General features: G+C 70.9%; 17 protein-coding genes. 7 read left to right on the top strand and 10 right to left on the bottom strand.

Annotated elements, in window-relative coordinates; genetic code table 11:
• Positions 1-179: 179 nt before the first annotated feature.
• From JYK02_RS31955 to JYK02_RS31965, 3 genes are all read left to right on the top strand, one after another.
• Entirely contained in the window at positions 180-1,856 is a 1,677-nt protein-coding gene (locus JYK02_RS31955) for a SulP family inorganic anion transporter (protein WP_242589466.1), read from the top strand.
• Between the two features lie 93 nt (positions 1,857-1,949).
• Positions 1,950-2,687 carry a hypothetical protein gene (locus JYK02_RS31960; RefSeq protein ID WP_207056678.1) on the top strand — a complete coding sequence of 246 codons (738 nt, stop codon included), beginning with the start codon at positions 1,950-1,952 and terminating at the stop codon, positions 2,685-2,687.
• A 97-nt stretch (positions 2,688-2,784) separates the two neighbouring features.
• Positions 2,785-4,515, top strand: a complete 1,731-nt coding sequence (locus JYK02_RS31965) for a sensor histidine kinase (RefSeq protein WP_207056679.1) — start codon at positions 2,785-2,787, stop codon at positions 4,513-4,515.
• A gap of 17 nt (positions 4,516-4,532) precedes the next feature.
• Here JYK02_RS31965 and JYK02_RS31970 read toward each other — a convergent pair whose 3' ends face one another.
• Positions 4,533-5,828 carry a DUF4082 domain-containing protein gene (locus JYK02_RS31970; protein ID WP_207056680.1) on the bottom strand — a complete coding sequence of 432 codons (1,296 nt, stop codon included), beginning with the start codon at positions 5,826-5,828 and terminating at the stop codon, positions 4,533-4,535.
• Positions 5,829-5,955: 127 nt separating this feature from the next.
• The gene (locus tag JYK02_RS31975) at positions 5,956-7,617 is read right to left on the bottom strand and encodes an amidase (RefSeq protein ID WP_207056681.1); all 1,662 of its coding nucleotides are present in this window, start codon (positions 7,615-7,617) and stop codon (positions 5,956-5,958) included.
• 113 nt (positions 7,618-7,730) lie between these two features.
• Between JYK02_RS31975 and JYK02_RS31980 the strand changes: the two genes are divergently transcribed.
• Together JYK02_RS31980 and JYK02_RS31985 are read left to right on the top strand one after the other, a co-directional pair.
• Positions 7,731-10,613: a hypothetical protein gene (locus JYK02_RS31980; protein ID WP_207056682.1), complete on the top strand. Its 2,883-nt coding sequence runs from the start codon at positions 7,731-7,733 to the stop codon at positions 10,611-10,613.
• A 107-nt stretch (positions 10,614-10,720) separates the two neighbouring features.
• Positions 10,721-11,611, top strand: coding sequence for a hypothetical protein (locus JYK02_RS31985; RefSeq protein WP_207056683.1), 891 nt, complete (start codon positions 10,721-10,723; stop codon positions 11,609-11,611).
• 36 nt (positions 11,612-11,647) lie between these two features.
• Here JYK02_RS31985 and JYK02_RS31990 read toward each other — a convergent pair whose 3' ends face one another.
• Positions 11,648-12,757: a serine hydrolase domain-containing protein gene (locus JYK02_RS31990; protein WP_207056684.1), complete on the bottom strand. Its 1,110-nt coding sequence runs from the start codon at positions 12,755-12,757 to the stop codon at positions 11,648-11,650.
• A 348-nt stretch (positions 12,758-13,105) separates the two neighbouring features.
• Here JYK02_RS31990 and JYK02_RS31995 point away from each other — a divergent pair, with 348 nt between their 5' ends.
• A complete protein-coding gene (locus tag JYK02_RS31995) occupies positions 13,106-14,521 on the top strand; it encodes an HNH endonuclease (protein ID WP_207056685.1) in 1,416 nt (471 codons plus the stop codon).
• A gap of 74 nt (positions 14,522-14,595) precedes the next feature.
• On the opposite strand, the gene JYK02_RS32000 is transcribed toward JYK02_RS31995, so the two are convergent.
• Positions 14,596-15,825 (bottom strand): Kelch repeat-containing protein, encoded by a 1,230-nt coding sequence (locus JYK02_RS32000; RefSeq protein ID WP_207056687.1) that lies wholly within the window; start codon positions 15,823-15,825, stop codon positions 14,596-14,598.
• A 48-nt stretch (positions 15,826-15,873) separates the two neighbouring features.
• Between JYK02_RS32000 and JYK02_RS32005 the strand changes: the two genes are divergently transcribed.
• Positions 15,874-16,704 (top strand): hypothetical protein, encoded by an 831-nt coding sequence (locus tag JYK02_RS32005; protein ID WP_207056689.1) that lies wholly within the window; start codon positions 15,874-15,876, stop codon positions 16,702-16,704.
• Between the two features lie 27 nt (positions 16,705-16,731).
• Here JYK02_RS32005 and JYK02_RS32010 read toward each other — a convergent pair whose 3' ends face one another.
• From JYK02_RS32010 to JYK02_RS32035, 6 genes are all read right to left on the bottom strand, one after another.
• Positions 16,732-17,265 (bottom strand): hypothetical protein, encoded by a 534-nt coding sequence (locus JYK02_RS32010; RefSeq protein WP_207056691.1) that lies wholly within the window; start codon positions 17,263-17,265, stop codon positions 16,732-16,734.
• A 15-nt stretch (positions 17,266-17,280) separates the two neighbouring features.
• Positions 17,281-17,673, bottom strand: coding sequence for a hypothetical protein (locus tag JYK02_RS32015; RefSeq protein ID WP_207056692.1), 393 nt, complete (start codon positions 17,671-17,673; stop codon positions 17,281-17,283).
• Between the two features lie 128 nt (positions 17,674-17,801).
• A complete protein-coding gene (locus JYK02_RS32020) occupies positions 17,802-19,991 on the bottom strand; it encodes a peptidase domain-containing ABC transporter (RefSeq protein ID WP_207056693.1) in 2,190 nt (729 codons plus the stop codon).
• 3 nt (positions 19,992-19,994) lie between these two features.
• The gene (locus tag JYK02_RS32025; RefSeq protein ID WP_207056694.1) at positions 19,995-20,567 is read right to left on the bottom strand and encodes a hypothetical protein; all 573 of its coding nucleotides are present in this window, start codon (positions 20,565-20,567) and stop codon (positions 19,995-19,997) included.
• Entirely contained in the window at positions 20,557-21,870 is a 1,314-nt protein-coding gene (locus JYK02_RS32030) for a lanthionine synthetase C family protein (RefSeq protein ID WP_207056695.1), read from the bottom strand. The genes JYK02_RS32025 and JYK02_RS32030 overlap by 11 nt, the downstream gene beginning before the upstream one ends.
• A complete protein-coding gene (locus tag JYK02_RS32035; RefSeq protein WP_207056696.1) occupies positions 21,867-25,127 on the bottom strand; it encodes a lantibiotic dehydratase in 3,261 nt (1,086 codons plus the stop codon). The genes JYK02_RS32030 and JYK02_RS32035 overlap by 4 nt, the downstream gene beginning before the upstream one ends.
• Between the last annotated feature and the right edge of the window lie 85 nt (positions 25,128-25,212).

A 25,212-nucleotide genomic window follows, 5' to 3' on the forward strand; every position in this document is an offset into this window, starting at 1 on the left:
GTCGGTCCCAGCCGACAGGGGCGCTGGGGGGATGGACCGACACCGCGGCGCGCTCCCCTCGGAGACAGCGCTGGCACGGCATCTGAAAGAGGCCGTCGTCCATGCGTTCTACGACCGCTCCCTTCAAGCGACCTTTCTCGACCCGGCGTGCGGGCGAGCTCATCCACAGCTGGCGCGAGATGGTGCACCCAAGCAGCCTGCCAGCCGATGCGGCCGCCGGCCTGAGCGTCGCGTGTGTGGCCCTTCCCCTCAACGTCGCGCTCGCCACCGCCGCGGGGCTCCCCGCGAGCGTGGGGCTCGTCTCCGGCGTGGTGGCCGGCATCGTGGGCGGGCTGCTCAGCGGCAGCCGCTACCAGGTCACCGGCCCGGAGGCGGCGCTGCTGCCCCTGGCCGCGGCCATCGTGGCGGCGCACGGAGCCGCGGGCCTCGTCATCGCCACGGTGCTCGCGGGTGCCATGCAGGTGGTGCTGGGGCTCGTGCGCGCCGGACGGTTCGCGCGGCTCATCCCCCGGCCGGTGGTGATGGGCTTCACGGTGGGCATCGGGCTCTTGCTGCTCAACACGCAGCTGCCTCGGCTGTTCGCGGTGGAGGACACGCACACGAACGCCGTGGCGCTGGTGACGGATCGCACCTGGGGCGGGCACGTGGGCTGGCTGGGCGTCGCCGCCGGTGCGCTCACGGCGCTGGCCATGGTGACCCTGCCCCGGCTGCACAAGCGCATCCCCGCGGTGCTCGTGGGGCTGACGCTGGGCACCGTGCTCATGATCACCCTGGGGGCGGGCTACGACGCGGTGGGCGCCCTGCCCCGCTCGCTGCCCATGCCGACGCTGCCTTCCTTCGAGAGCGTGAACTTCGCGGAGCTGCTGCCCTGGGCCGTGGGTCTCGCGCTGCTCGCGTCGCTCGGCTCGCTGCTCGCGACCAGCTCGCTGGACACGCTCACGGGGGCGCGCACCCACAGTGACCTGGACCAGGACCTGATCGCGCAGGGCCTGGCCAACATGGCGGCCGGCCTGATTGGCGGCTTCCCGGTGATGGGCGCCATCGTGCGCGCCAGCGCGTCCATCCAGGCCGGCGCGCGCACCCGCGCCGCCTCCGTCCTTCATGCCGTCTGGCTCTTCGTGGCCATGGCGCTTCTCGCGTCGCTGGTGGCGCGCATCCCTATCGCTGCACTCACCGCCATCCTGCTCGTCGTGGGAGTGCGGCTGCTCAACCTGGAGGGCCTTGTTGCCATGTGGAATCAGTCCAAGTCGACGTTGAGCGTGGTGCTCGTCACCGCGCTGGGCATTGCTGTGTTCAACGTGTTCGCTGGCATCGGGGCCGGTCTCGCGCTGGCGAGCCTCCTCTACGTGCGGCGCCATGGCGCCCTGCGGCTGGAGGTGCAGCGGGTGACGGATGCGTCGCAACTGCAGCGCGGTCTGCACGTGCAGGCCCCGGAGCTGCCCAACTCCCCGGAGGGGCTGGACCTGGTGGTCGCGCGGGTGGACGGGCCCATCCTGTTCATCAACCACATCAAGCTCTACGAACTCGCCGAAGGCCCGCCCTGGGCAAAGCTCGTGGTCGTGGACCTGTCTCGCGTGTCGCTGGTGGACGCCGCCGGTGTGGCGACGCTCCAGTACCTGGCGGAGTTCCTCGCCGTGCGCAGCGCGCACCTGGCCCTGGTGAAGGTGCCGCCCCACCTGGAGGCCGCGCTCGAGCCGATTTCGCAGCACCTGCTCGAAGGCCGGATGCACGGCTCGCTCGAGGGTGCGCTCCTGGGAGCGGGCCTCCTGCCCCCCGCGCCCCTGGAGGAGCCGGTCGTCCACCCCGCGCACGCTCCGGCGCCCGCGCCCGCGACGACCAGCGCCGCGCACGCGTAGCGCGCCGCGCACGGCAATCCGACGGTCGGGTTCAAAGGCAGCCCGACACGAATCCGACCGTCGCTGGCGGGCGAATCAGACGAAGATGCGCCCATGCTCCTTTCGAAGAACGACTTCCTCGCGCGCGCGGAGGCCACGCTCGCCCGGCTGGACGGTGCCGTCCGGGATGCCCTCTCCCATCAGGGCACGCCCCTGGTCACGACCCTGGCGAGGGCGTTCCCCAAGGACGCGCCCCTTGCGCCCGCCGCGCTCGCGAAGGCGCTGTGTCCCGGGCCCGTGTCGCACGTCGGCCTGGCCGCCTTGGTGATGCGTGAACTCCTCGAGCCCGTGGACGCCGTGCTGGAGGCGTCGCTGTCCAAGGCCACGGTCGTGACGGGCAACGCGAAGGCTCCCGGCTCGCTGCTCGTCACCTGTCCCCTCCTCGTGCTGGGCGACCTGGAGGTCGAGGGCTTCCTGGACGACTGCGGACCGGACTCGACCATCGTGGTCCTGGGCCGCTGTGTCGCTCACGGGCTGCGGACGTCGGGGAACTTCCTGGTCCTGGGCGACCTGGTGGTCCGGGACGTCATCCAGGGCGTCTACAACGACGAGAGCCTCATCGTGGCGGGCAACCTGGAGACGCGCTTCCTGGATGAGAACGATCACGATGTCGCGTGCTACGGAGAGCTCCGCACGGAGCATCGCTTCGAGAACGGCCGCTCCGGCGAGGAGGCCGCATCGAAAGCCTCCGCCTTCCTGGTGCCCGGCCTTTGCGACGTCGACCTCGGCGAGATCGACCACGACGAACTCTTCGAACGCATCCGGCGGAACGAACCAGTCTTCTCCGACTGATCCGGGAGTCCCAGTCGCAATGACTCCCAGTGAGTCCCGGACAGAGGGGGGATGTGGGGATTGACGCAAGGTCGGGGCTTGGGTGAGGTCGGCACCAATGCCCGACCCTCTCCCGCCTCACGAACTCCCCTCCTCCGACGAGCAGCTCCAGCGCGCGCTGCGGCGGCTGGAGGAGTACGAGCGCTCCGAGAAGGTGGTCGCCGCGGCGGGCATCGGCCGTTGGTCCCGGGACCTGTCGCAAGCCCACGTCGTCTGCGACGCCATCTGCCGCGTGCACTATGGCCTGCCTCCTGACGGCGCGGTGACTCCCGCCCTCCTCCGGGAGCGCATCCATCCGGAGGACCGCGAGCTGGTGTGGGACGCGGGGCGGCGCTCGCTGGAGGAGCGGGCGCCCTTCGAGCTGCGCTTCCGGGTCCAACCCGGCAGCGAGGCCGCCATCAAATGGCTGCACGTCACGGGCTCCGTCTTCCACGACGCGGCCGGGCAGGCCCGGCACTTCGAGGGCATCACGCGGGATATCACCGCCGAGCGGCAGCTCGAGGAGTCCCTGCGCCATACGCTCATCGAAAAGAACGACTCGCTCCAGAACCTGGAGATCATCAACAGCACCGGCCAGGCGCTGGGCGCGGAGCTTCAACTGGAGAAGCTGGTACAGGGCGTGACGGACGCCGCCACCCAGCTCTCCCGGGCCGCGTTCGGCGCGTTCTTCTACAACGTGCTGGATGAGCGGGGAGAGGCCTACATGCTCTACACGCTCAGCGGTGTGCCCCGGGAGGCCTTCGCGAAGTTCCCCATGCCGCGCTCGACCCGTGTCTTCGCGCCCACCTTCAAGGGCGAGGGCATCATCCGCAGCGACGACATCACGAAGGACCCGCGCTACGGCCACAACGCCCCCCGCAAAGGGATGCCCGAAGGCCACCTCCCGGTGCGCAGCTACCTGGCGGTGCCCGTGACCTCGCGCTCCGGAGAGGTGATTGGCGGGCTGTTCTTCGGCCACCCCACGCCCGGCGTCTTCACCGAGCGCGAGGAGCGGCTGGTGGCGGGGCTGGCCGCGCAGGCCGCCGTGGCCATGGACAACGCCCGGCTCTTCCAGCGGGTGCAGGAGGCCGTCACGTCGCGGGACACCTTCCTGTCCATCGCCTCGCACGAGCTGCGCACGCCCATCACGTCCATGAAGCTGCTGTCGCAGCACATGCGCAAGCGCATCCACGCCAACGACCCGGCGGCCTTCACCCCCGAGCGCGTCACCCGGATGGTGGAGCAGACGGAGCGCTCCATCGACCGGCTCGCCCGGCTGGTGGATGACATGCTGGACATCTCGCGCATCGCCGCGGGCCGGCTGCAATTGCACCTGGAGCCCGTGGACCTGAGCGACGTCGCGCGCGACCTGATGGAGCGCTTCGAGCAGCAGCTCATCGCGGCGGGCCACACGCTCACGCTGCGGATCGCGACCGGGGTGGTGGGACGGTGGGATCGGATCCGCCTGGAGCAGGTGCTCGCGAACCTGCTGACCAACGCCCTCAAGTACGCGCCCGGGACGCCGCTCACGGTGAGCCTCACGGCCCGGGACGGCCACGCCGTGCTGGAGGTGGAGGACCGCGGGCCCGGCATCGCGCCGGAGCACCAGCACCGCATCTTCGAGCGCTTCGAGCGGCTCGGCAGCGCGAGTGAAGTCAGCGGCCTGGGGCTGGGCCTCCATATCGCCCGCCACATCGTCGAGGCGCACGGGGGCCGCATCCACGTGCGGAGCGCCGTGGGTGACGGCGCCCGCTTCTTCGTCGAGCTGCCGCTCTCAGGCCCCCCGGACGTCAAGCCCGGGGCGCCGTAGACGCGGGCCAGGACGGCTCAGCGAACGCGGAACACGGGCTCCACCCAATAGTTGGAGCTCTCCCAGCTCAGCGTGGGGAAGGTGCCCTCGGGCCCGTAGGCGAAGACGCCACCGTCTGCTTCCACGTGCAGCGGCTGGGCGTAATACGGGATGACGAAGGCCTGCGAGGCCACGGTGTAGCCACCCGCCGGCGCGTAATACGACACGGTGTACGCCGTGTTCTCCTGCACGGCCACGTCCGGGTACAGGTCCACCGTCTGCCAGCCGCTGCCCGGCCCGCCCTCCCCCACGAAGATGCCCGTGGCCAGCAGGACGCCCTGCGCGTCCCACAGATGCACCACGCGCTCCTCCAGCGGCGCGGCCGGGTCCCGGTAGAAGCGCACGGCGTCGACGATGCCCGGAACGTCGCTCTTGAAGCGCACCCCCAGCTCCACGCCGGCCGTGTCGTCAGAGGCAAGGACACCGGAGGGCGCGGGCTTCTGCCACAGGCTGTAGGCGGTGGGCGCGGGCGTCACCGTGGCCCGGTAGGACGCGGCGCTGGTGCCGTACGTGTTGGACGCACGCACCTGGTAGAAATACGCGACGCCATTCGTGGCGGTGGTGTCCAGCCAGGCCGTCCGCGTGAGGCCCGATGCGACCGGCTGGTAGGGCCCGGCCTCCGAGGTGGCGCGCAGGACCGAATACGTCTGCGCCCCCGACGCGGCATCCCAGCGCACCGCGGCGGCGTTGTTGCCGGGATAGGCCCGCGTGAACAGCGGCGTCTCCGGAGGCGCCATCTTCACGAGGGGCTCCACCCAGTAGTTGGAGTGGTTCCACGTCTCCGTCGGGAAGGTGCCGCTCGGCCCGTACGCGTAGACTCCGCCGCCCGCGGGCACCGACAGCACCCCGGCACTGTAGCCGCTGGCGAAGAAGTCCTCGGTGACGGTGTAGCGCCCCTGGGGCGCGAAATAGGAGACGACGTACGTCGTGTCCGCCGTCAGGGGGATGTCTGGATAGAGGTCCAGCGTCACCCAACCCGCATGAGGCCCACCCTCGCCCACCCAGACACTGGAGGCGAGCAGTGCGCCGCTCTCGCTCCACACGTGCACCTCGCATCTGGGGAGGGGCACGAGCGGATCCCGGTAGAAGCGCACCTTGTCGAGGACACCGGGGGCCGAGGCTTGGAAGCGAACGCCCACCTCCACGGCCGTGGTGTCCGGATCCAGCTGCGCGGGAGACGGCGCCGTGGTGCCGTTCCACAGCGAGGCAGTGGTCTGCGCGAGCGCGAGCCCCGGCGCGCAGAGCAGGAGGACGCAGAGCAGCGAGGAGCTCATTCCAATCTGTTTCATCAGGGACCTCGGTGGCCTGGATGGCCAGGGGAAAGGAGAGGTCACCATAGCGATTGAGCTCCGCGAAGGTCGTCCCCCGCCCCCGGCCAAGGTCTTCGAGTCGAGAAGTTCCCTACGCTCCGCGCAGGTCCACGCTCCGGGCGAAGGTGGGCTTTTTCCGCGCATGCGAGGCCTGCTCGTAGGCGTAGGCGAGCTTGAGCAACACGGGCTCGCTCCAGGCGCGGCCAATGAATGACACACCCACCGGCAGCCCGTACACGTCGCCCGCGGGCACCGTGATGCTTGGATAGCCGGACACGGCGGCGGGCGTGGAGCTGCTGCCCAGCCAGTGGTCGCCCAGCACCAGGTCGATGGGGCCCGCCGGTGCCTGGGTCGGCGCCACGAGCACATCCAGCTTGTGCTTGTTCATCACCGCGTCCAGGCCCTCGGCGCGCGAGTACCGGCGGCACGCCGCGAGCGCCTTCTTGTAGGCTGCGTCGGTCAGCGGCCCCTTCTTCTGCGCCTGGAGCAGCAGCTCCTGGCCGAAGTACGGCATCTCGCGCTCGCGGTTCTTCTCGTTGAAGGCGATGAGGTCCGCCAGCGTCCGCACGGGAGCGCCCTCGCCAAGCTGTGCGAACCAGGCCTCCAGGCCCGCCTTGAACTCGTACAGCATCACCTCCAGCTCCGGCTCGTCGAGCTTCGCCATGTTGGGCAGCGTCACGGGGTCCACCAGCACGGCCCCTTGCGCCTTCATCAACTCCAGCGCTCGCTCCACGACCGCGTCCGTGGCCGGGTGGTAGCCGAAGAACCGCTCGCGTGGCACACCGATGCGCGCACCCTCGAGCCCCTTGAGGTCGAGGAACTTCGTGTAGTCCGCGTGGCCGCGGCCCTTGCTCGCGGCGGTGGCCGGGTCGCGTGGGTCCTCGCCCGCGAGCACGCTCAGCAGCGCCGCGGCGTCCGCCACGGTGCGCGTCATGGGGCCCGCGGTGTCCTGGCTCGCGGAGATGGGGATGATGCCCGCGCGACTGACGAGCCCCACCGTGGGCTTCAAGCCCACTAACGAACACGCGGACGAGGGCGAGACGATGGAGCCGTCCGTCTCCGTGCCCACCGACACGGCGCAGAGGTTGGCCGCGGTGGCCGCGCCCGAGCCGGAGCTGGAACCCGAAGGGGTCCGGTCCAGCGCGTAGGGATTGCGGCACAGGCCGCCGCGTGCGCTCCAGCCGCTCATCGAATGCGTGGAGCGGAAGTTGGCCCACTCGCTGAGGTTCGTCTTGCCCAGGAGGACGGCGCCGGCGGCGCGCAGCCGCTCCACGATGAACGCGTCCCGCGGAGGCACGGCGCCCACCAGCGCGAGCGAGCCCGCGGTGGACTGCATCTTGTCCGCCGTGCCGATGTTGTCCTTGATGAGCACGGGGATGCCGTGCAGCGGCCCGCGCGCACCCTTCGCCTTGCGCTCGGCGTCCAGCGCGTCGGCCAACGCGAGCGCGTCGGGGTTCACCTCGATGACCGAGCACAGCGGCAGGTCTCCGGCGCGGTCGAGCGCACGGATGCGCCCGAGGTAGGCCTCCGTCAGCCCGCGCGCGGTGTGCTTGCCGGACTCCAGGCCCGCGCGCAGCTCCGCGACCGTCGCCTCCTCCAGCGCGAAGGCCCCAGGCGCGGGCGCGGAGGCCGGCGTGGCGGCGCGTGCATCGCGAGCGGCCAGCGCCCCGGTCACCGCCGCCGCGGCCCCGAGCAGCGTGCGGCGGGAGAGACCCGTCGGATTCACATCGGAAGCAGCCGTCTTCTTCGTCATGGAACCAGTGGACCCGATTCCCCCCACCGGAAGGAAGCGCCACGGGGAAATGCAAGAGAATTCCCGCCGTCCCATCCCTTTACAGGGGCCGTCTCAAGGGGGAGCGCAGCACCATGGGGATCCGAAGCACCACCGCCGCAGTCAGCACCTACCGCGCCCCGACCCCGCTCCGTCCGGAGCCTGCGTCCGCCCGCGCGGCCACGCCGACTCCGGCGCCGCGCGCCTCGCTGGCCTCCGCGAACCAGGACCGCTTTGTCTCCGCCCCCGTGACGCGAGGCCCCAACCTCACCGGGCTGGATCGCGACACACCTTTGACCACCAGTCCCCTGACGCCCTCCACGGCGCTGCATGCCGTGAGCGGCGGTCGGGTCCAGAAGACAGGCGAGACGGAAGGCGCGTCCATCCCCTTCCGCATCCAGTTGAATGGCCTGAAGAAGGAATCCCTCACGTCCAAGACGCTGCTCATCCTGTTCGCCCAGCAGTACCACAAGGTGGATGCCGCTCGGGCCAAGGCCATGGTGGAGGCCCAGCCGCCCGAGGTCCGCTGGGTGAAGGAGCCCGACCTGAAGGCGGTCCCCAAGGGCGCGACCCGCATCGAGATCAACGTCATCGACACTTCGCTCAAGCCCCTGGATGCGAAGGACGACAAGTCCGTGGACGGCGCGCTCGCCAAGCTGCCTCCCGCGGATCAGAAGCGAATCAAGGACGCGGCCCGCAGGGAGTTCAAGGAGCGCGCCAATGGCGAATATGACCCGACCAAGGCTTCGTCCCAGGAAAAGGCCTACCTGAAGAACCTGGAGGGCGCCGAGCTCCTGAAGGACCTCTACGACAAGCTGCCCCCGCACGTGCGCGAGGCCCTCTTCCAGAAGGGCGCCCCGCCGCCCAAGGACTACACGGCGGCCATCCGCGCGGCGGAGTCGCTGGCGAAGCTGTCCCCCTCCGAGTTGGAGGACTACCTGTCCAAGACGACCGGGACGAGCTCCGACTGGGCCGTCGTGGACGCGTCCGTCGAGTCCTACCGGGCCGACCGCGCGCAGCGGCTCAAGGGCGCGGAGGCGCTCGACAGCGCGTCGAAGCGGATCGAGGGAACCGCCGCCCTCTACGTGGCGCTCAAGGAATACAAGGCGGCGCTGTTCACGGCGGCCTCGACGGAGAATTCCTCCGCCCAGAAGCGCCGCATGGACGACGTCGACGTGATGGAGCGGAACCTCACCCAGGAGCTCCAGCGGCACGGCATCCCGAGCATCCCGGCCTTCGAAGGCATGCTGCGCGACTACCAGACCGCCTTCGAGAAGGAGACGGTCGCGGTGGCCAACGACCTGATGGCCAGGACGGACCACGTCCTGCACGGGTTGCAGGACAAGTACCAGGACGCGGGCGTCGTCCAGGACCTCTACCAGCGGCTGTCGAAGGCGCGTGAATACGAGGCCCGTGCCGTGGCCCTGGAGAGCACCGCGTCCCTCCAGGGGCTCGGCGCGGACGGCCCGGCGACGATGCGGCTGCTCCAGCAGGGCAAGCCCCCGGAGAAGCTCCGCGCCGAGGCGAACTCACTCCGGGAGGCGGCGCGCGCGGAGGCCGCCCGGCTCGTCCAGGACCACCCCATCCTCCGGGACGACAAGCTCCAGCTGCGCGACCTGGTCCAGGCCCGCCCGGAGGCCCTGCAGTCCCTCATCCAGGAACACCTCGCGTCGCGCCGCGATGACGTCCGCGACACGCGCATCAACCTCCAGAAGGACCCGGGTCTCGTCTATGGCTTCGATGCGCTGCTGAAGGCCTCCAAGCAGGTGCAGGGCATCCAGCCCGGCTCCGTGCAGGACCTGGTCATCAACGACGCCGACGCGAACGCCCGGTTCAAGAAGTTGATGGTCGACGTGGGCCTGGGCGCGCTGGGGCTGGCCGCCGCGCTGCTGCCCGGGGGCGCCGTGGTGACCGCCATCCTGACCGGCGCCGTGTCGGGGGTTCAGATCTCCCGGAGCGTGGAGGACTACCAGGTGAAGGACGCCGCGTTCGGCGCGGGCATGCTGAAGGACGACCCGTCCATGGCGGACGTGGTGCTGACCGTGGCGGGCGCGGGCCTCGACGCCGCCGCGCTCAGCTCCGTCCTGCAGGCGGTGAAGGCCTTCCGGATGGCCCCGGTGAAGGATGCCGGGAAGCTGGCGAAGGAACTCGGCGACGTGACCGGCATGAGTGAGACGCTCATCCGGCGGGTGGTGGCGGCGGAGACCGGGGCGCTCCCCCAGGTGACGTCCAAGGCCGCCAAGGACCTGGATACCGCGCTGTTCGACCTCTACAAGGTGACGAAGAGCCCCGACTTCGCCAAGGCGAGCGCCGCCGCGCGCCGGTCGACCTACCTGCAGGCGGTGACGGACGTCGGTGCGGATCCGAGGGTCCGCGAGGCGATGGAGAAGCTGACGGACCCCATGATCCGCGAGCTCTTCATGAAGCCCGAGGAGCTCCTGCGGGCCGCCGGCGCCAGGGACCCGAAGCGCATCGACGGCCTGGTGAAGTTCCTCGAGCTCCACGTGGGGAAGAACAGCTCGGACCTCAGCGTGTCCAACGAGCTCAAGAAGCTGGCCTCCATCACGGCGGATGGCGCCACGGGCACGGGGCCGGTGACGAACCCGAAGGAGATCCAGCGGCTCTTCCAGGAGAAGTACGGGGCGAAGGAGGCCGTCTACTACCGGGGCATCCGCATCCCCGAGAACGGCAAGTTCCAGGGGACCTACACGGGGGCCGGTAACGGGCAGATGCTCAGCCGCTCCGCGGACTCGGCGCTGACGTACGCGAAGCAGGCGCCAGGGCTCGACAAGGGCAATGCGCTCGCCACGAAGTGGGTCATCGTCGAGGTCCGCGTGCGCCCCGAGGACATCGCGGAGGACATGTACGGGACGATGGAGCACATCATCGTCAAGCGCGACGTGGACCTCACGAAGCTGCCCGGCTACCGGCAGCTCAGCGCGAAGGAACTCCAGGCGCTCGACAAGAAGGCGCGGTGAGGGCCGCCCCTGGCCGCGAGGTGTCGTGTGACAAGGCTGACACAATCGCAGTCAGGGGGTGTGTCAGGAGCGTGTGATACAGGGAATCCCTCACCTGGAGACTCCCCATGCGTCTTAGCGCCCTTGCCTTGACCTGCTTCACCGCACTCGCGGCCTGTGACAACACCCCCATCGAATCCGAGTCCCCGGAGGCGCTGGGGGTCAGCACCGCCGCGGAGACGGCGACCCGCCTCTACGCCACGGTGGGCGACAACGAGCTGAGCTTCGAGACGCTCGGCACCTTCGAGCAGCGCGACGGCGTCCGCGCGCTCATCATCCGCGCCACCGCGAACCGCTACCTCGCGGACGTCCTCAGCTTCGTTCCGGACGACGCCTTCGGGGACGCGAACGTCATCAGCGAGCGCCGGTTCGAGATCGTCCTGCACGAAGGGCACGAGCTCAACACGGTGCTCTCCGGGCTGCCGCTCTTCGTCAAGGTGACCACGAACACGGGCACGCCGCGCTCGTACACCGCGCGCATCGTGGTGGCCCCGCGCTTCTACGACTTCCGCGGCGACTCGGGCATCTGGATCGACGAGGCCGTCACGCCCCGCTACGTCATCCAGGGCAACGACAACCTGCTCTACCGGGGCCGCGCCTCGGTCTCCGGCTACGTGGACTGGCTCACCGTCACGGCGCCCGACGGCGTCCCGTCCGTCTACGGCCGGCCCAACTACAAGCTCGACTGGACGTACACGAAGCTGCACGAGGCCATCGACCCGCACACGGTCCCGCTGGCGTTCAGCGCGGGGGGTGACAACGGCGCGACGATGCAGAAGACCGCCCGGCTGGTGGCGCGCGTGACGGAGTTCGCGCTCACCGACGGCGACGCCTACGACGTCTGGCCCAGCCCGCCCTGCGACCCCGTCGTCTCGGCCTGCTACCACTCGCAGCCCACGGGCACGACGGACTTCAGCCAGTGCGGCACCTACCGCCAGGTCCTGCGCTGCACGTACTGAGCGGCCCGCGGTAGGTGTAATCCAGCGGTTGTCGCCTCACTCCCGGGCGAGCACCTCCAGCAGCTTCCCGGTGATGCGTGACACGTCGGCCCCATCGCGGTTGGTCAGCACCGCGATGGAGGCCTTGCGCTCGGGCAGGTAGAGGGCCAGGGCGGAGAACCCGGGGATCTGCCCGTCATGGCCCTGGCCGGGCCCCACGGGAGTGAGGGCCTGGACCAGGCCCAGGCCATATCCGGGCATCGTGGGGAGGGGCGTCGCCACCCAGTCGGTCATCTCCGCGAGCTGCGCCGGGGCGAGCAGGGAGCGCTCGAAGAGGGCCTGATAGAAGGCGCTGAGGTCGTCGGCGCTTGAAGTCAGGGCGCCGGCCGCGCCGGCCGCGGACGGATGGAAGAAATCCGTGAGGTCCCTCCAGGCACCCTCGCCCGGGTCCCGCGAATAGCCCCGCGCGGTGACGGGCGGCAGTGGCTCGGCGCCGTCCAGTCCCGTGCTGTCCAGCGCAAGGGGCTCGAGGATGCGCGTGCGAACCAGCTGCGCCAGCGGCGTCCCCGTCACCGATTCGAGGATGTGGCCGAGGAGGATGTAGTTGGTGTTGGAGTACTCCCAGCGGGCCCCTGGCTCGAACACGGGCGACTTCGCGGCGCCGTAGGCAAGGAGCTCCTCGGGCGTCCACGTCTTGCCGGGGCGCGCCTCGGCCTCCGCGAAGAAGTCCCGACTCTCCGTGTAGTTGAAGGCGCCGCTCGTGTGATTGAGGAGCTGCCGCACGGTGATGCGGTCCGCACGGGGGAAGTCCGACACCCAGGTGGCGAGAGGCGCGTCCAGGGACAGCCGCCCCTCGGCCTGGAGCTGCAGAGCCACCACGGCGATGAAGCTCTTGGTGACGCTGCCCACGCGAAACCGGTCCTCGACCTTCATATCGGTGGCGGGCTCCACCTTGGCAACGCCCGCCGAGCCCCGCCACGTGCAGTCCTGGAACCGCAGCGAAGCCGTGGCCCCAGCAAGCTCCGCGTCCAAGGTGGCCTCCTCGAGCGCGTGCTGCAACTGGGGCGCGAGCCGGTCACAGAGCGGGCCGTCATCCTTGTCGCAACCCGACAGCCACAGCAGCAGCGTTGCGCCAAGCACACGTCGACCCGACCAATGGGTGAACATCCGAAGTCCTCCTGGAAGCTGCGCGGTATGCGTATCAATCACCGGAGACCCGCGCAGCTGTTACCCGGTAGCCGAAGCGGCAGTCGCCATGGTTCCCAGGACTCGAAAAAGAACGAGCCGCACCTTCAGACCAAGGAGCAGCTCGGTCCGCATCTCTCGCAGCGCCCCCGCTCGACCCAGTGCGCCTGGGGCCTCCCCTACCCGCTGCCCACTGTTCATGCTTGGAGGATACTGCCGCAAGCCTATCTGGGAGGCTTGCCTGTCCCACCACTCGTCGCAGGCTCCGCAGACTGGAATGCACTGGGGGCATCGCGGCGGTCAATGCGGCGCCTCACCGTATCGAGACATATGACTTCGTTCGACTACCGACACGACGCCGATGCGGCACGCGAGATCATCGCCATTGCGCAGCCCTCTCCAAGGGCACGGCGGGCTGCCCTCGATTTGCTCGCCGAAGGGATTCTGGCAGCCCATGCCGCCCACTCCGGGTCCTGGGGCGTGACACTCAACCGAGGAGCGGATGCCGCCGTCCGCCTCAGCGTCGGCCCCATCGAAGTTGTCGTGCTCCACCACGACGGCTCGCTCCGGGTAACCGTCCACGAGGACGAGGCGGAGGCACTGCGCCTGCGCGGGCTGCCCGGCATGACGGTGCACCCGGCCGGCGCCTATGCCAGCACGCCCTATGCGGCTTCCACGGTGACGTCCGCCGAAAGCATCGAGACGGCCGCGCCTCTCCTCTTGCCCGGTCTCGTCCACCTCGCTTCGGTGCGCGCCGCCAGTCACGAGGGCTTCCGGTGGACAGGCTCCCATTCCCCCGGTGTCATCAGGCACCTGCAGCAAACGCTCGCGCGGAGCATCCCCTCGCCGAGCTACACGACGCCCGTCAACGCGGAGCTGCCCCTCGCGCCGGCGAGTCCGTCCGCGTACCTCCTTATCTGGAATCCGGAGCGCTGGCCCTGGGTGCATGGCGCCACACAGGCGGCAGCCGTACGTGCCGGAGAGACCGTCACCGAGGACTGGAGTACGGGCGTGCGCCGCCGCATGCCCGTGGGCAGTCGCCTCTTCCTCATGCGCAAGGGAGCGCCTCCACGAGGCCTCATCGGCGCGGGCTGGTCCGCGGGCGAACCCCGCCCTGGCCCCCACTGGGGCGATGAAGCGGCGCGCGAGGCCCTCTACGTTCCCTTCACCTTCGAGGAGTTGTTTGACCCCTACTCCACGGACCTGCTCCCCGTGGAGGGGCTTTATGAGGGTGCCACCGGACGGGTGAACTGGGATACGCCCGGTGGAGGCATTGAGATTCCAGCCGAGGCACTCGCGGAGCTGGAACGACGCTGGGACGAGCACCTGCTGAAACGGGGCTACCTGACTCACCCGCCGGCCGAAACGCAGGAGCGCCGCCTCGAGGCGGTGCGCCGCAAGCAGCGCGATGCGCGCTTCCGCGCCGTCGTCCGCGCTCACAGTGGCGGCCGGTGTGCCGTGTGCCCCGCGGAGCTGAACTACGAGGAAGCTAACATCCTCGAAGCCGCGCACGTGCGCGCCGTCGAAGCCGATGGCGTGGACGCGCTCTGCAACGCCCTGCCACTCTGCCCCAACCACCATCGGCTCTTCGACGGAGGGTTTTGGACCCTCGAAGGGACGCAGGTGGTGTTTTCCAAGGCACTCGCGGAGCCCCTCCGGCGCACGTTCGCTTCAGCCCTCACCCTCGGGTGGAAACTCGAGCCCATCCATGTCCAATGGCACCGCACCATGCGATTCCGCAAGTAGCCTGGTGCGTGAGCCCTTCTTGAGCCCCTCTTCCCTTTCTGCGCACAACAGTCTGGAGATGTCCTGGCTGGAGCTCAGCGCTTCAGCCAGGTCAGCTTCCAGAGGTCGTCGAAGAACTCGCTCGCGCCGCCGTCGGACGAGGCCCCACCGTTCAGATACAGCTCATAGGCGGTGGGCGTCTCCCGCACGAAGGAGATGCCTCCGACGCGGGCCGGGGGGATGGGCGAACCCGAGGCAATGGCCACCTCGGTCCACCGGTTGTCCTTCACCGAGTAGAACCACAGGTCGCTGGAGAGCCCGTCGAAGCGCTGCCCCCCGACGACGACCAGCCCGCCATGGACGGTGTCGAAGAACGACACCGCGTTGTCGCGCGGCGAAGGCACGGGCCCCGCCGGCTGGAGCCGGGTCCACGCGAGCGTTTCGAGGTTCAGCGACCAGAGGTCGTTCTCGTAATTCGTCGGACCGAAGAGCTCGCCGGCCGGCGTATCAGGGCCTTGATCCGCGCCCAGGCGGTAGCCCCCAAAGACAATCAACGAATGGCTGTCCGGATCGTACCCGCCCGCGGCCCAGGCGCGAGGCGCGGGCTTCTCACCGGTGGTCGTGACGAGCCTCCAGCCCGTGTCCTCGTCATGGACGGCGACATCGTTGCGAAGACCGGTGGGCGTCGTGGCGAAGCGCGGAAGCGTGTTGCCCACGCCGCCAAACGCATAACGGGTCTTCTTGCCGGACTGGCCCGCCCTGGGCACCTCCACCACCAGGGCGGAGGAGCGGCGCACGGCGAACGGATCTCCCAGCTTCTCGGAGGAGGCCTGCTCCCACTGCTGACTCCGCACATGGTAGGTCCACATCTCGGGGAACATCTGGTCCGAGCCCGTCCGGAACCGGCCCCGCCCTCCCACGACGCTCACGCAGTCGTCGCAAGGCCCCGGAATCATCACGGCCTCCGCGCGTGCCGTGGGCACTGGTGAGGTCAGCTTCGTCCAGGTGGCCGTGGCGATGTCGAAGGCATGGAAGTCATTGACGGTGAAGTCGTCCGGGAAGTTCCCGCTCTGGCCGCCGAAGCGGTAGACGACGGCCGGCTCACTGCTCGTGAGGGAGAACGACGCACTGGCCTCCCAGAGCGCGGGCGGAACGTCTCCATGCTGCTCGACGGCCTCCCAGCGCGGGCTCTCGCAGCACTCAGGCGGCGAAGGCTTCTCGGAACCACAAGCGGTCAACACGAGCACGGAGGCGAGGCCGCAGCCGCGAAAAAGGTGGGCCAGGCGGGAGCGTGCGTGGAAGGTGGACGGGGTCCTGAGGGTCATGACCGATCCATACCCCTGGACGCGCGCTCGGGCATACTGCGCGTCCCAATGCCTTCACCCTCCTGGCGCCGCACCTTCGGCCTCACCGCCATCCTGGGCCTCTGTGCTTGCGGTGGTTCCGACAGCAACGTCTACCTGCTCGACTTCGGCTACCACTCGAACACGCTCGTGATGGGCACGAGCAGCGTCGAAATGGCCCCGGACGCCTTCCGCTCGGCCGACCATCTCTTCTTCAAGGTGGAGAGCCTGACGTACAGGCTGGCGGACCTGCGGATGGACCTGCCGCCCGAGCTGCGTTGCAAGGACGCCGAAGAGGTCCTCTCTCCAACGGTGTCCTGTGAGGACGCCGTGGCGGGCATCCCTGACTCGCCCTACCTCCCCGGCTCCGAGGAGGGCCCCCGTGGCGCGCTTCACCTCCCGGGCCCCGTGGAGGTGGGCACGAACAAGACCCTGACCGTGAGGGGCGAACAGGTGTTCATCCCCCGCGTCGCCTACGACGCCATCGACACGCGGTGGGACCCGGGGACACCGGAGCACCCCAGCTTCCAGCTTCGCGCGCGCTTCATGTACTTGGGGAAGCCCCGCATGCTGGAGTTCGCCTTCCAGTCGGACGAGCCCATGCGCTTCGAAATCCAGGGCATCCCGATGGGTCTGCCCAGGGAGTTCGCGGATCATCCCGCCGCCTTCGGCGGGACCCTGGACATGGACGACTGGCTCAAGGGCACCGACATCGGTGGCTGCCTGGCCACGGGGGACCTGACCCTGGACGGGAACGTGCTGCGGCTGGAGACCGGACGGGGCGCCTGCGCGGATGCCGCCACCTACCTGCGGCTCAGCATCCAGCAGAGCGGGAACCTGTTCGCCGGTCTGCGCCGGTAGACACGAACGTCGGCACGCGGCGGCTTCTCAGAACGGGGCGCCGACGACGTCGACCTTCACCTTGCCGCTGTTGATGTTGACGACCAGCGTGCGGATGACCTCCTGCCGCTGCTCCGCGGTGAGCTGGGACAGCAGCGGGCGCAGCTCCGCGCGCTGTGCCTCGCTCCACCGCCCGGTGGCCACCGCCTTCTCCACCAGTGCGCTCCCCTGGCTGAAAGCGGCCATGCTCTCCGGGGTCGGCTCCGGGAGCTTGGGCTCCGGCGCGGCGGGCGTGGGCGCGGAGGTGGCGGCGCGCAGTTCCTCCTTGAGGATCTGACGGATCTCCTCACGCAGCCCGGAGGTATCCACGGCCACGGTCGCGCGCAGGGGCGGCCCGTCCGAGGTGGGCTGGCAGGCCTCCAGCTTTCGCAGGGCCTCCTCCAGCCGGGCCTCCTGCCGCGCCAGCGCGTCGGACCGCACGGCACTCCCCTCCCCGGGCCCCAACACGGCAGCGGTGCCGAAGCCGATGGCTCCGGAGAGGATGGCGACGCCCAGGAAGGGCCACGGTCGAGTGGTGCTCATGGGCGTGTTCCCACGCTACGGCGCCTTCGGCTCGTAATACGACATGGTGTAGACGGTCAGCTCCGTGCACTCGCCGGCCGTGTTCCATGCGAAGAGCACGTACGAGTCGCTGGCCAGCGAGCGCGCCGCCGCGACGAAGCTGGGCTTGGTGGAGTAGCAGGTGGCGAAGTTGCCCAGAGCGTCCTCGGCGTAGACGTTGACGTCCTCGCCGCCCACGTAGATTCGCGTCGTGACGCCGATGTACTGCTTGTTGTCGGTCGAGTTACGCGCGGAGCCAAGGCTGCCGTACGCCATCCGGGCCGCGGTGCTGATGGTCACGGGAACCGGGAGCTTCAGACCGGCCCACGCCGTGCCGCCAAGTCCCAACGTCGCAACCGCCAACCCCGCGAGGAGTGTCTGCTTCTTCATGGTGTTTTCCCTCTGGAACGACGCAGCCGAAGAGCCACGGTGAGCGGGCCTGAGTAGCGGACCGCTTCACCCGGAGTCAAGCTGGGAACACCTGGATTCTATGCGAATCGCGGTTCGAGGGCGTGACGTCAGCCCGCGCGGGCCTGGGGGCGTGCGGGCATCTCCAGCTGGGCCTGCACGAGCCGCGCGTAGGCGCCGCCGCGCGCGAGCAGCTCCGCATGCGTGCCCTGCTCCACGATGCGGCCCTTCTCCATGACGAAGAGGATGTCCGCGCCGGCCACGGTGCTCAGCCGGTGGGCGATGGTGACGCGGGTGCATGAGAGGGACTGCAGCGCCTGCTGCACGCGCCGCTCGGTGACGGCGTCCAGCGCGCTCGTCGCCTCATCCAGCAGCAGCACCGAGGGCTGGCGCACCAACGCGCGCGCCAGGGCCAGCCGCTGTCGCTGTCCGCCGGACAGGCTGGCCCCCTGGTCTCCCAGGGGCGTGTCGTAGCCCAGCGGCAGCGCGAGGATGTCCTCGTGGATGCCCGCGCGCGTCGCCGCGTCCACCACGGCCGACAGCGGGATGGACGGATCCGCGAAGGCGATGTTGCTGCGCACCGACGCGTTGAACAGCCGCGTGTCCTGCACCACGATGCCCAGCTGCCGGCGCACCGAGTCGCTCTCCAGCTCCGTCAGGTCCATCCCGTCGAAGCGCACGCGCCCTGCCTCCGGCCGGTACAGCCCCAGGAGCACGCGCGCCAGCGTGGACTTGCCACCGCCGGAGGGGCCGACGATGGCCGCCCACTGCCCCGGAGCGATCCTCAGCGACACGTCCTGCAGGCACGGTGACTCCAGCGCGCCGTAGCGGAAGCGGACGCCCTCCACGGTGATCCCGCCCGCCAGCTTCGGCGCGGGCCGCACCTGGCGCGCGTCCTGTTCCGGGGGTGTTTCGAGCAGGTCGTCGATGCGCTCCAGGTAGCCACCCGCGAGCTGCAGCTGCCCGCCCACCGCGACCAGGGAGGCCAGGGGGGCCAGCGCGCCCAGCGCCAGCGCCTGGGCCGTCAGCATCGTCCCCAGCGTCAGCTCGCCGCGCAGCACCTGCCAAAGCCCCGTGCCCAGCAGCAGCGAGGGCGCGCCCACCTGGAGCCCCGCCGCCAGCGCGTCCACCACGCCCTGGTAGTAGCGCTTGCGCGAGGAGGCATTGAGCTGCCGCGTGTACAGCTCCCCCCAATGGCCCACGGCCTGGCCCTGCGCGCCCGAGGACTTCAGTACCTCCAGGCCGGACAGCATCTCCACCGTGAAGTCCTGGGACTTCGCCTGCGCGTGCATCTCGCTGGCGAGCAACTCCTCGCGCCGCCGCCGCGTCAGGAGGAGCACCAGCACCTGCGCCGCCGCCACGCCCGCCACCACCAGGAGCAGCGGCCGGCTCAGGCCCGCCAGCATCCCCACCGAGGAGAAGATGAGCAGCCCGTCCAGCATCACCGCCAGCGTGGCCGCGCCCAGGGCTTCGCGGATCATGGCCAGGCTGTTGATGCGCATCATCAGGTCGCCCGACGAGCGTTGCTGGAGGAAGGCATAGGGCAGCGACACGAGGTGCCGCACCAGCTCGCCCGCCATGCCCACGTCCAGCTCCACGCGCAGCCGCACCAGCAGGGCCGAGCGCAGCGACGTGGCCAGGACGTGGCACACCAGCACCAGCCCCACGCCCACGCCCAGCGCCGCCAGCAGGCTTGCGTCCTGACGCGGCACCACCCGGTCCACGGCCATGCCCGTGAGGAAGGGCAGCACCAGGGACAGGGCTTGCAACACCAGCGACACCGCGAAGATGCGCGCCCAGTTGTCCGCGTGGCCGCGCAGCAGCGCTGGCAGGCGGCGCACCAGGGCCGGCCGCGTGTGGCTGCCCTTGAGCGCGGGGGTGGGCTCGAACAACAGCGCCACGCCGGTGAAGGCGTCGCGGAACTCGCCCCAGGACAGCCGCCGCCGTCCCAGGGCGGGGTCCACCACGTCCACCCCACCCCGCCACAGTCCGTCGAAGACGACGTAGTGGTTGAACTCCCAGTGGAGGATGGTGCCGCGCTCCAGCACGGGCACTTCATCGATGCCCAGGCTGACCCCTCGCGCGTCCAGGCCGAAGCGCCGCGCCGCATCCACCAGTGCCAGCGCGTGCGCTCCTCCGCGCCCCGCTCCTACCGCGCCGCGCACCTCCGCCGGACGCGCCGGGGCGCCGTGGTACGCCAGCACCATGGCCAGGCACGTGGGGCCGCAGTCCGCCGCGGTGAACTGCTGGAGGAACGGCACCCGGCGCCACCGCCGTCTCAGCTCACGCCACCGGCCCATGCCTCACCTCCGCCCGCCGCGCGCCTGCGCCCACAGCGCGGCCAGCAGCGACTCCGTGCCCACCTGAACTTCGACCGTGCCCGGAGTGCCCGGCGCATCGCCGCTCGACGACGCGACGTCACGGGCCCGGACGAGCACACCCGTCACAAGCCTTCCGAGCCCCGCGTGAAACGACGCTGGCTCGCGACTCCCCGTGTCCACCCACTCCACCTCGTAGTCGCGCATGCCCTGCGGCGTCCTCGCGCGCACACGCGTCCCCGGACGCAGCGCGCCCTGGTGCACAGCGGGCACGGTGAAGAACAGCCGTGTCCGCGCTTCACTCGCGGGCCGCGCGTCCAGCGACGGACGCATGGGCGCGCCCTGGGACAAAGCCACCACCCCTGGGACGCTCACCACGTGGGCCACCGGCACGCGCGCCGCGAAGAGCCCCAGGCCCGCGAGCGCGAGCCCCAGCGGCAATGGCAGCCAGCGCACCCAACCCGGATGCTCCAGCTTCACCCGCTCCGCGACGGCCCCTCGCGCGTGGCGCTCCAGGGCCTCGCGCCGGAAGGGCGTGCTGCCTCCGTCAGCGGCCATGCCACGACTCCAGCGGCGGGCGGAACGAGGCGAGCAGCATCCGGTCCCACGCGGGCTCCTCGTCGCTGATGGCCGCCAGCAACGCGAGCGCGATGCCCACCGAGCCCGTCAGGAAGCTGGCGTTGTCCTCCACCCGATCCGGGTAGACCTCGCGAGGGAACCACACCGAGTAGCCACCGACGCCCTCCCCCGGCACGCGCCGCGCCAGGAGCCGCGCGAAGCACTCGCGCGCCTCGCGGCCGAAGGCCTCTTCCCCCGTCATCCGGTACATGCGGTGGAACAGGTGCGCGAGCCCCGCCTCGCCGTGGCACAGCCCGCCGTCCATCACGTCGCGCGTCTCCTCGGGCCGGCGCACCGCGCGCAGGCCCGTCTCCACCGCCACCTGCTCCCACTCCGCGTTGCCCACCGCCCGCGCGGCCATCAGCAGCGTCGCGGCCACGCCCGGATCCCCGTAGCACCACGCCCCTCGCGACACCTGGGAGCGCCGCACCTCGTCGTCCGCGTAGTAGGCGAAGGCGGACAGCGAGCTCGCGGGCTGCCGCTGCGCGAGCAACCATCGCACCGCCTCCTCCAGCGCGGGACCCACCCGAGCCCGGTCGATGCCATGCGCCCACGCGGCCGCCAGCAGGCCCACCACGCCCGGATTGCCGTGGGCCACGCCCAGGTTGTAGCCGCCGTCCTGCTGCTTCTTGCGGGTGGACGTGGGGATGAGCTCCGCGGGGGTCCGCCACGCCCGTCCCTGCGGCCCCAGCTCCGACATGGCCAGCAGGTGGTGGACGACGCGCTCCAGGCACCGGCGCGCCCGCGCTCCCGGCAGCCGCTCCAGCGCGAAGACCCCCAGCCCCACCAGCCCGGCGATGAGGTCATAGTGCTGCCCCCAGGACTCGACGCCCAGGGCCGCCTCCAGCGCCGCCTCCACGTCCTCCAGCGGGTCGTCCTCCGTGCCCAGCGCATCCGGCAGCAGGTGCGCGCCCAGGTGGTGCGTCACCCACGCGACCTGGACGAAGCCGCCATGCAGCGCCGGGCGCATCCACTGGCGTCCCGCCTCCTCCAGCGCCCCGTCCAGGAAGCGCGAGGCGTGCTCCGGGTCCTCCCCTCCGGGCCACACGCGCGCCAGGTAGCCGTGCAGCAGGGCCTGGCTGGCCAGCCGCTCCGCCATGCGCGCGCCCTTGTGGGTGAAGGGCTTGTGCAGCTCGGTGGTGATGGCACGCACCGTCTCCGCGGCCTGATCCGCCAGCGAGCCGGAGAGCAGCGGCCACCCCCGGGGCGCCTCCTGAGAAGAACGGGCGGAATGGGCCATCATGAGCGCTGCTCCTTGGCGCGGGCGCGCGCGAGCTGGGACTGGTACGTCCGGGCGAGGAAGTCGTAGAGCACCAGCTCCTGCGCGCGCGCCGCCGAGCGCAGCATCCGGTTGGCGTGCATGTGCAGGAGGGTGCCCGCCAGGGCCATCAGGGACACACCGAGCCGGCCCTCGCGCGAAGCCGCCTCCAGGCGCCGCCGCACGGGGACCAGCCGCTCCGAGCGCTCATGCAGCACGGCGAGCCCCTCGACGAGCAACGGGTTCGCCTCCGCGTCCGGAGTCCACGCCGCCTCCAGCCCCGCGCGGGCCTGGCGGTAGCGGGCCCCGAGCTGGTGCGTGAAGGCCGTGTCCATGTGGAACTCCCGCCCGAAGTAGTCGCGGGAGCGCTCGGCCACCGTCAGCTTCGCGCGCGGGTCCAGGCCCAGGTCGTCCAGCAGCAGGTCCAGGCCGCGCAGGGTGAGCTGCCACCGGGCCTCGGCGCCCGCGTCGCCGTCCAGCAGCGCCATCAGCTTCAGCACCGCCTCGCTGTCCGCGTGGAACAGCTCCTCGGCCAGGGTCATGCCCTCGGGGCCGCCGTAGCGCTCCAGCTCGCGCTCGTACGTGTCGAGCTGCACCTTCCACACCACGCCGTCCCGCGCCAGCGGCGCCACCGCGGCGGACAGCGCGGGCAAGGCGTCGCGGTGCAGGCGGGCCGGATCTCCATGCAGCCGCAGACGCACGTGCCAGTCCGGGTCCTCGAAGCGGATGAAGAACCAGCGGTCCACCACGCCCTCGCGAACCAGCCGCTCCATCAGCGGCGCCACCGCGTCGCACAGCACGTCGTCCGCGCCGGCGGTGCCCGCGTACAGCTTCGCGTAGAGCCACTCCGAGCCGGGCGCGAAGTGCCGGGGCGCACCGGCGGCGGGAATCGAGCGCGGGGCCAACGTGGAGGCCGTGGGCTCCTGACGCCGCACCATGGGGAGGAACAGCTCGTGGACGAAGCGCCCCTCCGGGCCGTAGGCGCACAGCGCGTCCGGCCCGACGAGCTGCTCGCGCAGCACGGCGCGGCCGCTGTCCTTCACCAGGGACGCGAGCGTCTCCACACACAGGACGCTGTCCAGGTCCAGCGGCAGCACGTTGTCGCCATTCACCAGCGCCACGTGGCGCGGCAGGCCCAGCCGCTCGCGAAGCTGCTGCACGGCCCGGAAGCACTCCTCGCCGCGCGCCGCGCCCAGCGGCTTGAGCACGTCCGGCCCCAGCCGCCACCTCGCCAATGCCAGCACCACCCGGCCGGACGTCACCCGTGGCAGGAAGTCCAGGCCCTCCAGCGCGCCCCAGCTCCACGACAGGCCCACCGCGCGCCCCTCGTGCTGGAGCATGCACAGGAAGCGGTAGACGCCCAGCCCCCGGGAGAAGTTGTGCGCGGTGGTGAGCCGCGGCAGCACCTCGCGGCCCAGCCGCTTCGAGCGCAGCACCACGCGCCCCTCCACCACCGACACGCGCAGGTCCTCCACCGGAATCTGCCCGGCCCCGGGCGCACCGGAGGCCCCCAGGAAGGGAATCTCGTGCCCGCGCAGTTGGGGCCGCAGCAGCACGTTGCCGATGCGTCCCTCCGGCAGGTGCACCACCTCCGCGAAGACGGCGTCCGGGCGAAGCGCCTCCTCGGCGCGCAGGTGCCGCTCCACCGCTTCGCGCAGCGCCTCGTCCCCATGACAGAAGCGGCCCAGGGTGTTGGCGCCGGAGGGCCCGCCCGCGCCGCGCAGCACCAGCGAGAAGTCCCCGCGCGCCAAGGCCTCGTCCGAGGCGGCCATCACGCTGAAGCCCACGGAGAGGGCATCCGGCGCAGGCGCGGCCTTCTCCGAGGACAGCGCCTTCAGGTCCTCCTCGCCCAGCGTCAGCACGCGAGCCCCAGGACTCGCGGTCAGCCTGCGCATCAGGTGCAGTTCGCGCGCGCCGAACGTCCCTCCGCCTTCCGTCGACGCGGGGAAGGCCAGCCCGCGCAGCAGCGGCGCCCCATCCGCGGCGGGCGCGTTGGACACCTGGAAGCCCACGCCGGACTCCTCGTCGAGCGCCTCCAGCAGCGGCACCTCGCGGCCCTCGTAGCGGCGGGTGAAGGCCTCGCAGAAGGCGCTCAGCGCCGAGCGGCCCGCTGGAGGCCCCATGCGCCGCACGAGCTCCACCGCGCGCGTCACCTCCGCCAGCACCTCCGGGCCCAGCGTGGCTCCGGGCGCCGGACGGTAGAGGTCCACCTGGAAGAGGCGCGGGAGCTCCACCTTCACGGGGAGCGCCTCCAGCCGCGTGGCGATGGCGAGGTAGGCCTCCTTCGACCGGCCGGGGCCCTCCGCGTCCAGCCTCGCGAGCTGTCCTCCGACGTCATCCAGGCACGTGGCCGCCTCCAGCGCCACCCGCGCGGCCTCGGCGGGGCCCGCGTCCTGCGCCAGCACGCGCAGCCGCTCCACCAGGTACGGGAGCGGCTCCGGCCCGGTGACGGGCACGGCCAGCTCCGGCACCAGCAGGTCGTTGTCCACGAGGGACCGCACGTATTCAGCGGCCTCCTGCGCATCCACCTCCGCGTCCAGCGCCACCAGCGTCCGCACCAACTGGTCCGGTCGTGCCCCTTCGCGTGCATGCTCCAGGACCGCGTTCAGGTACGCATCCGGCCGCACCGAGGACAGGTGGTGCCGGCGCACCGCGCCCACGTGCCGCGTCTCCACGTAGCGAAGCCGCCCGGCCGCGCGATACAGGCTGCCATTGGGGCGGTAGCGGAGCACGTCACGCAGGGCCGGGTGGCGCACCAGCGCCCCTACCAGCCGCGTGAGGTAGTCCATGTCCAGACGGGTGTCGCGCTGGCACCCGCGCGCGTCCGCCACCTCCAGGTGCGTGCGCGCTCCCAGGTGCCCCACGGAGCACGACGCGAAGAGGCCGAAGGGCGTGCAGCGCCCCGCCATGCGCAGGAAGTAGCGCACCAGGGCCCGCTCCACCTTGAGGCCATACTCGCTGTCAGGCGCCTGGAGCCAGAGCGGCAGCCCCTCCTCCAGCGAGGGCGACGCGACGAAGAGGGCCTCGCGCACCTCCGGCCGCTCCACGTACGCGCGCAGCCGCGTGCGCAACAGCGTCCGGTCCGCGTCCAGCGCCTTTGAGAGGGATTGCGGTTCGTGCGGCGCGGTGAGCTGTGCACTCCACTGCTCCACTGCGTCGAAGGGCAGCAGCGGCGTGCGCAGCACGAAGAAGTCCGCCGGTTCCATCTGGGATGGGGCGGGAGCGCGGCGGGGCTGGGACATCGCGACGGACCTCTCGAACCGCATGCGGGAAGAACCCCGGGCCGATGCTCGCCGGCCCGGGGCAATGGCTCACCCTGCGCCGGAG

It is taken from the genome of Corallococcus macrosporus, assembly GCF_017302985.1.
GTDB classification, from domain to species: Bacteria; Myxococcota; Myxococcia; order Myxococcales; family Myxococcaceae; genus Corallococcus; species Corallococcus macrosporus_A.

What these genes read in the sequence shown, in the direction of transcription:
- JYK02_RS31955 (WP_242589466.1), top strand. Translation starts at nt 180, where the DNA reads ATGGTGCACCCAAGCAGCCTGCCAGCCGATGCGGCCGCCGGCCTGAGC.
- JYK02_RS31960 (WP_207056678.1), top strand. Translation starts at nt 1,950, where the DNA reads ATGCTCCTTTCGAAGAACGACTTCCTCGCGCGCGCGGAGGCCACGCTC.
- JYK02_RS31965 (WP_207056679.1), top strand. Translation starts at nt 2,785, where the DNA reads ATGCCCGACCCTCTCCCGCCTCACGAACTCCCCTCCTCCGACGAGCAG.
- JYK02_RS31970 (WP_207056680.1), bottom strand. Translation starts at nt 5,828, where the DNA reads ATGAGCTCCTCGCTGCTCTGCGTCCTCCTGCTCTGCGCGCCGGGGCTC.
- JYK02_RS31975 (WP_207056681.1), bottom strand. Translation starts at nt 7,617, where the DNA reads ATGACGAAGAAGACGGCTGCTTCCGATGTGAATCCGACGGGTCTCTCC.
- JYK02_RS31980 (WP_207056682.1), top strand. Translation starts at nt 7,731, where the DNA reads ATGGGGATCCGAAGCACCACCGCCGCAGTCAGCACCTACCGCGCCCCG.
- JYK02_RS31985 (WP_207056683.1), top strand. Translation starts at nt 10,721, where the DNA reads ATGCGTCTTAGCGCCCTTGCCTTGACCTGCTTCACCGCACTCGCGGCC.
- JYK02_RS31990 (WP_207056684.1), bottom strand. Translation starts at nt 12,757, where the DNA reads ATGTTCACCCATTGGTCGGGTCGACGTGTGCTTGGCGCAACGCTGCTG.
- JYK02_RS31995 (WP_207056685.1), top strand. Translation starts at nt 13,106, where the DNA reads ATGACTTCGTTCGACTACCGACACGACGCCGATGCGGCACGCGAGATC.
- JYK02_RS32000 (WP_207056687.1), bottom strand. Translation starts at nt 15,825, where the DNA reads ATGACCCTCAGGACCCCGTCCACCTTCCACGCACGCTCCCGCCTGGCC.
- JYK02_RS32005 (WP_207056689.1), top strand. Translation starts at nt 15,874, where the DNA reads ATGCCTTCACCCTCCTGGCGCCGCACCTTCGGCCTCACCGCCATCCTG.
- JYK02_RS32010 (WP_207056691.1), bottom strand. Translation starts at nt 17,265, where the DNA reads ATGAGCACCACTCGACCGTGGCCCTTCCTGGGCGTCGCCATCCTCTCC.
- JYK02_RS32015 (WP_207056692.1), bottom strand. Translation starts at nt 17,673, where the DNA reads ATGAAGAAGCAGACACTCCTCGCGGGGTTGGCGGTTGCGACGTTGGGA.
- JYK02_RS32020 (WP_207056693.1), bottom strand. Translation starts at nt 19,991, where the DNA reads ATGGGCCGGTGGCGTGAGCTGAGACGGCGGTGGCGCCGGGTGCCGTTC.
- JYK02_RS32025 (WP_207056694.1), bottom strand. Translation starts at nt 20,567, where the DNA reads ATGGCCGCTGACGGAGGCAGCACGCCCTTCCGGCGCGAGGCCCTGGAG.
- JYK02_RS32030 (WP_207056695.1), bottom strand. Translation starts at nt 21,870, where the DNA reads ATGATGGCCCATTCCGCCCGTTCTTCTCAGGAGGCGCCCCGGGGGTGG.
- JYK02_RS32035 (WP_207056696.1), bottom strand. Translation starts at nt 25,127, where the DNA reads ATGTCCCAGCCCCGCCGCGCTCCCGCCCCATCCCAGATGGAACCGGCG.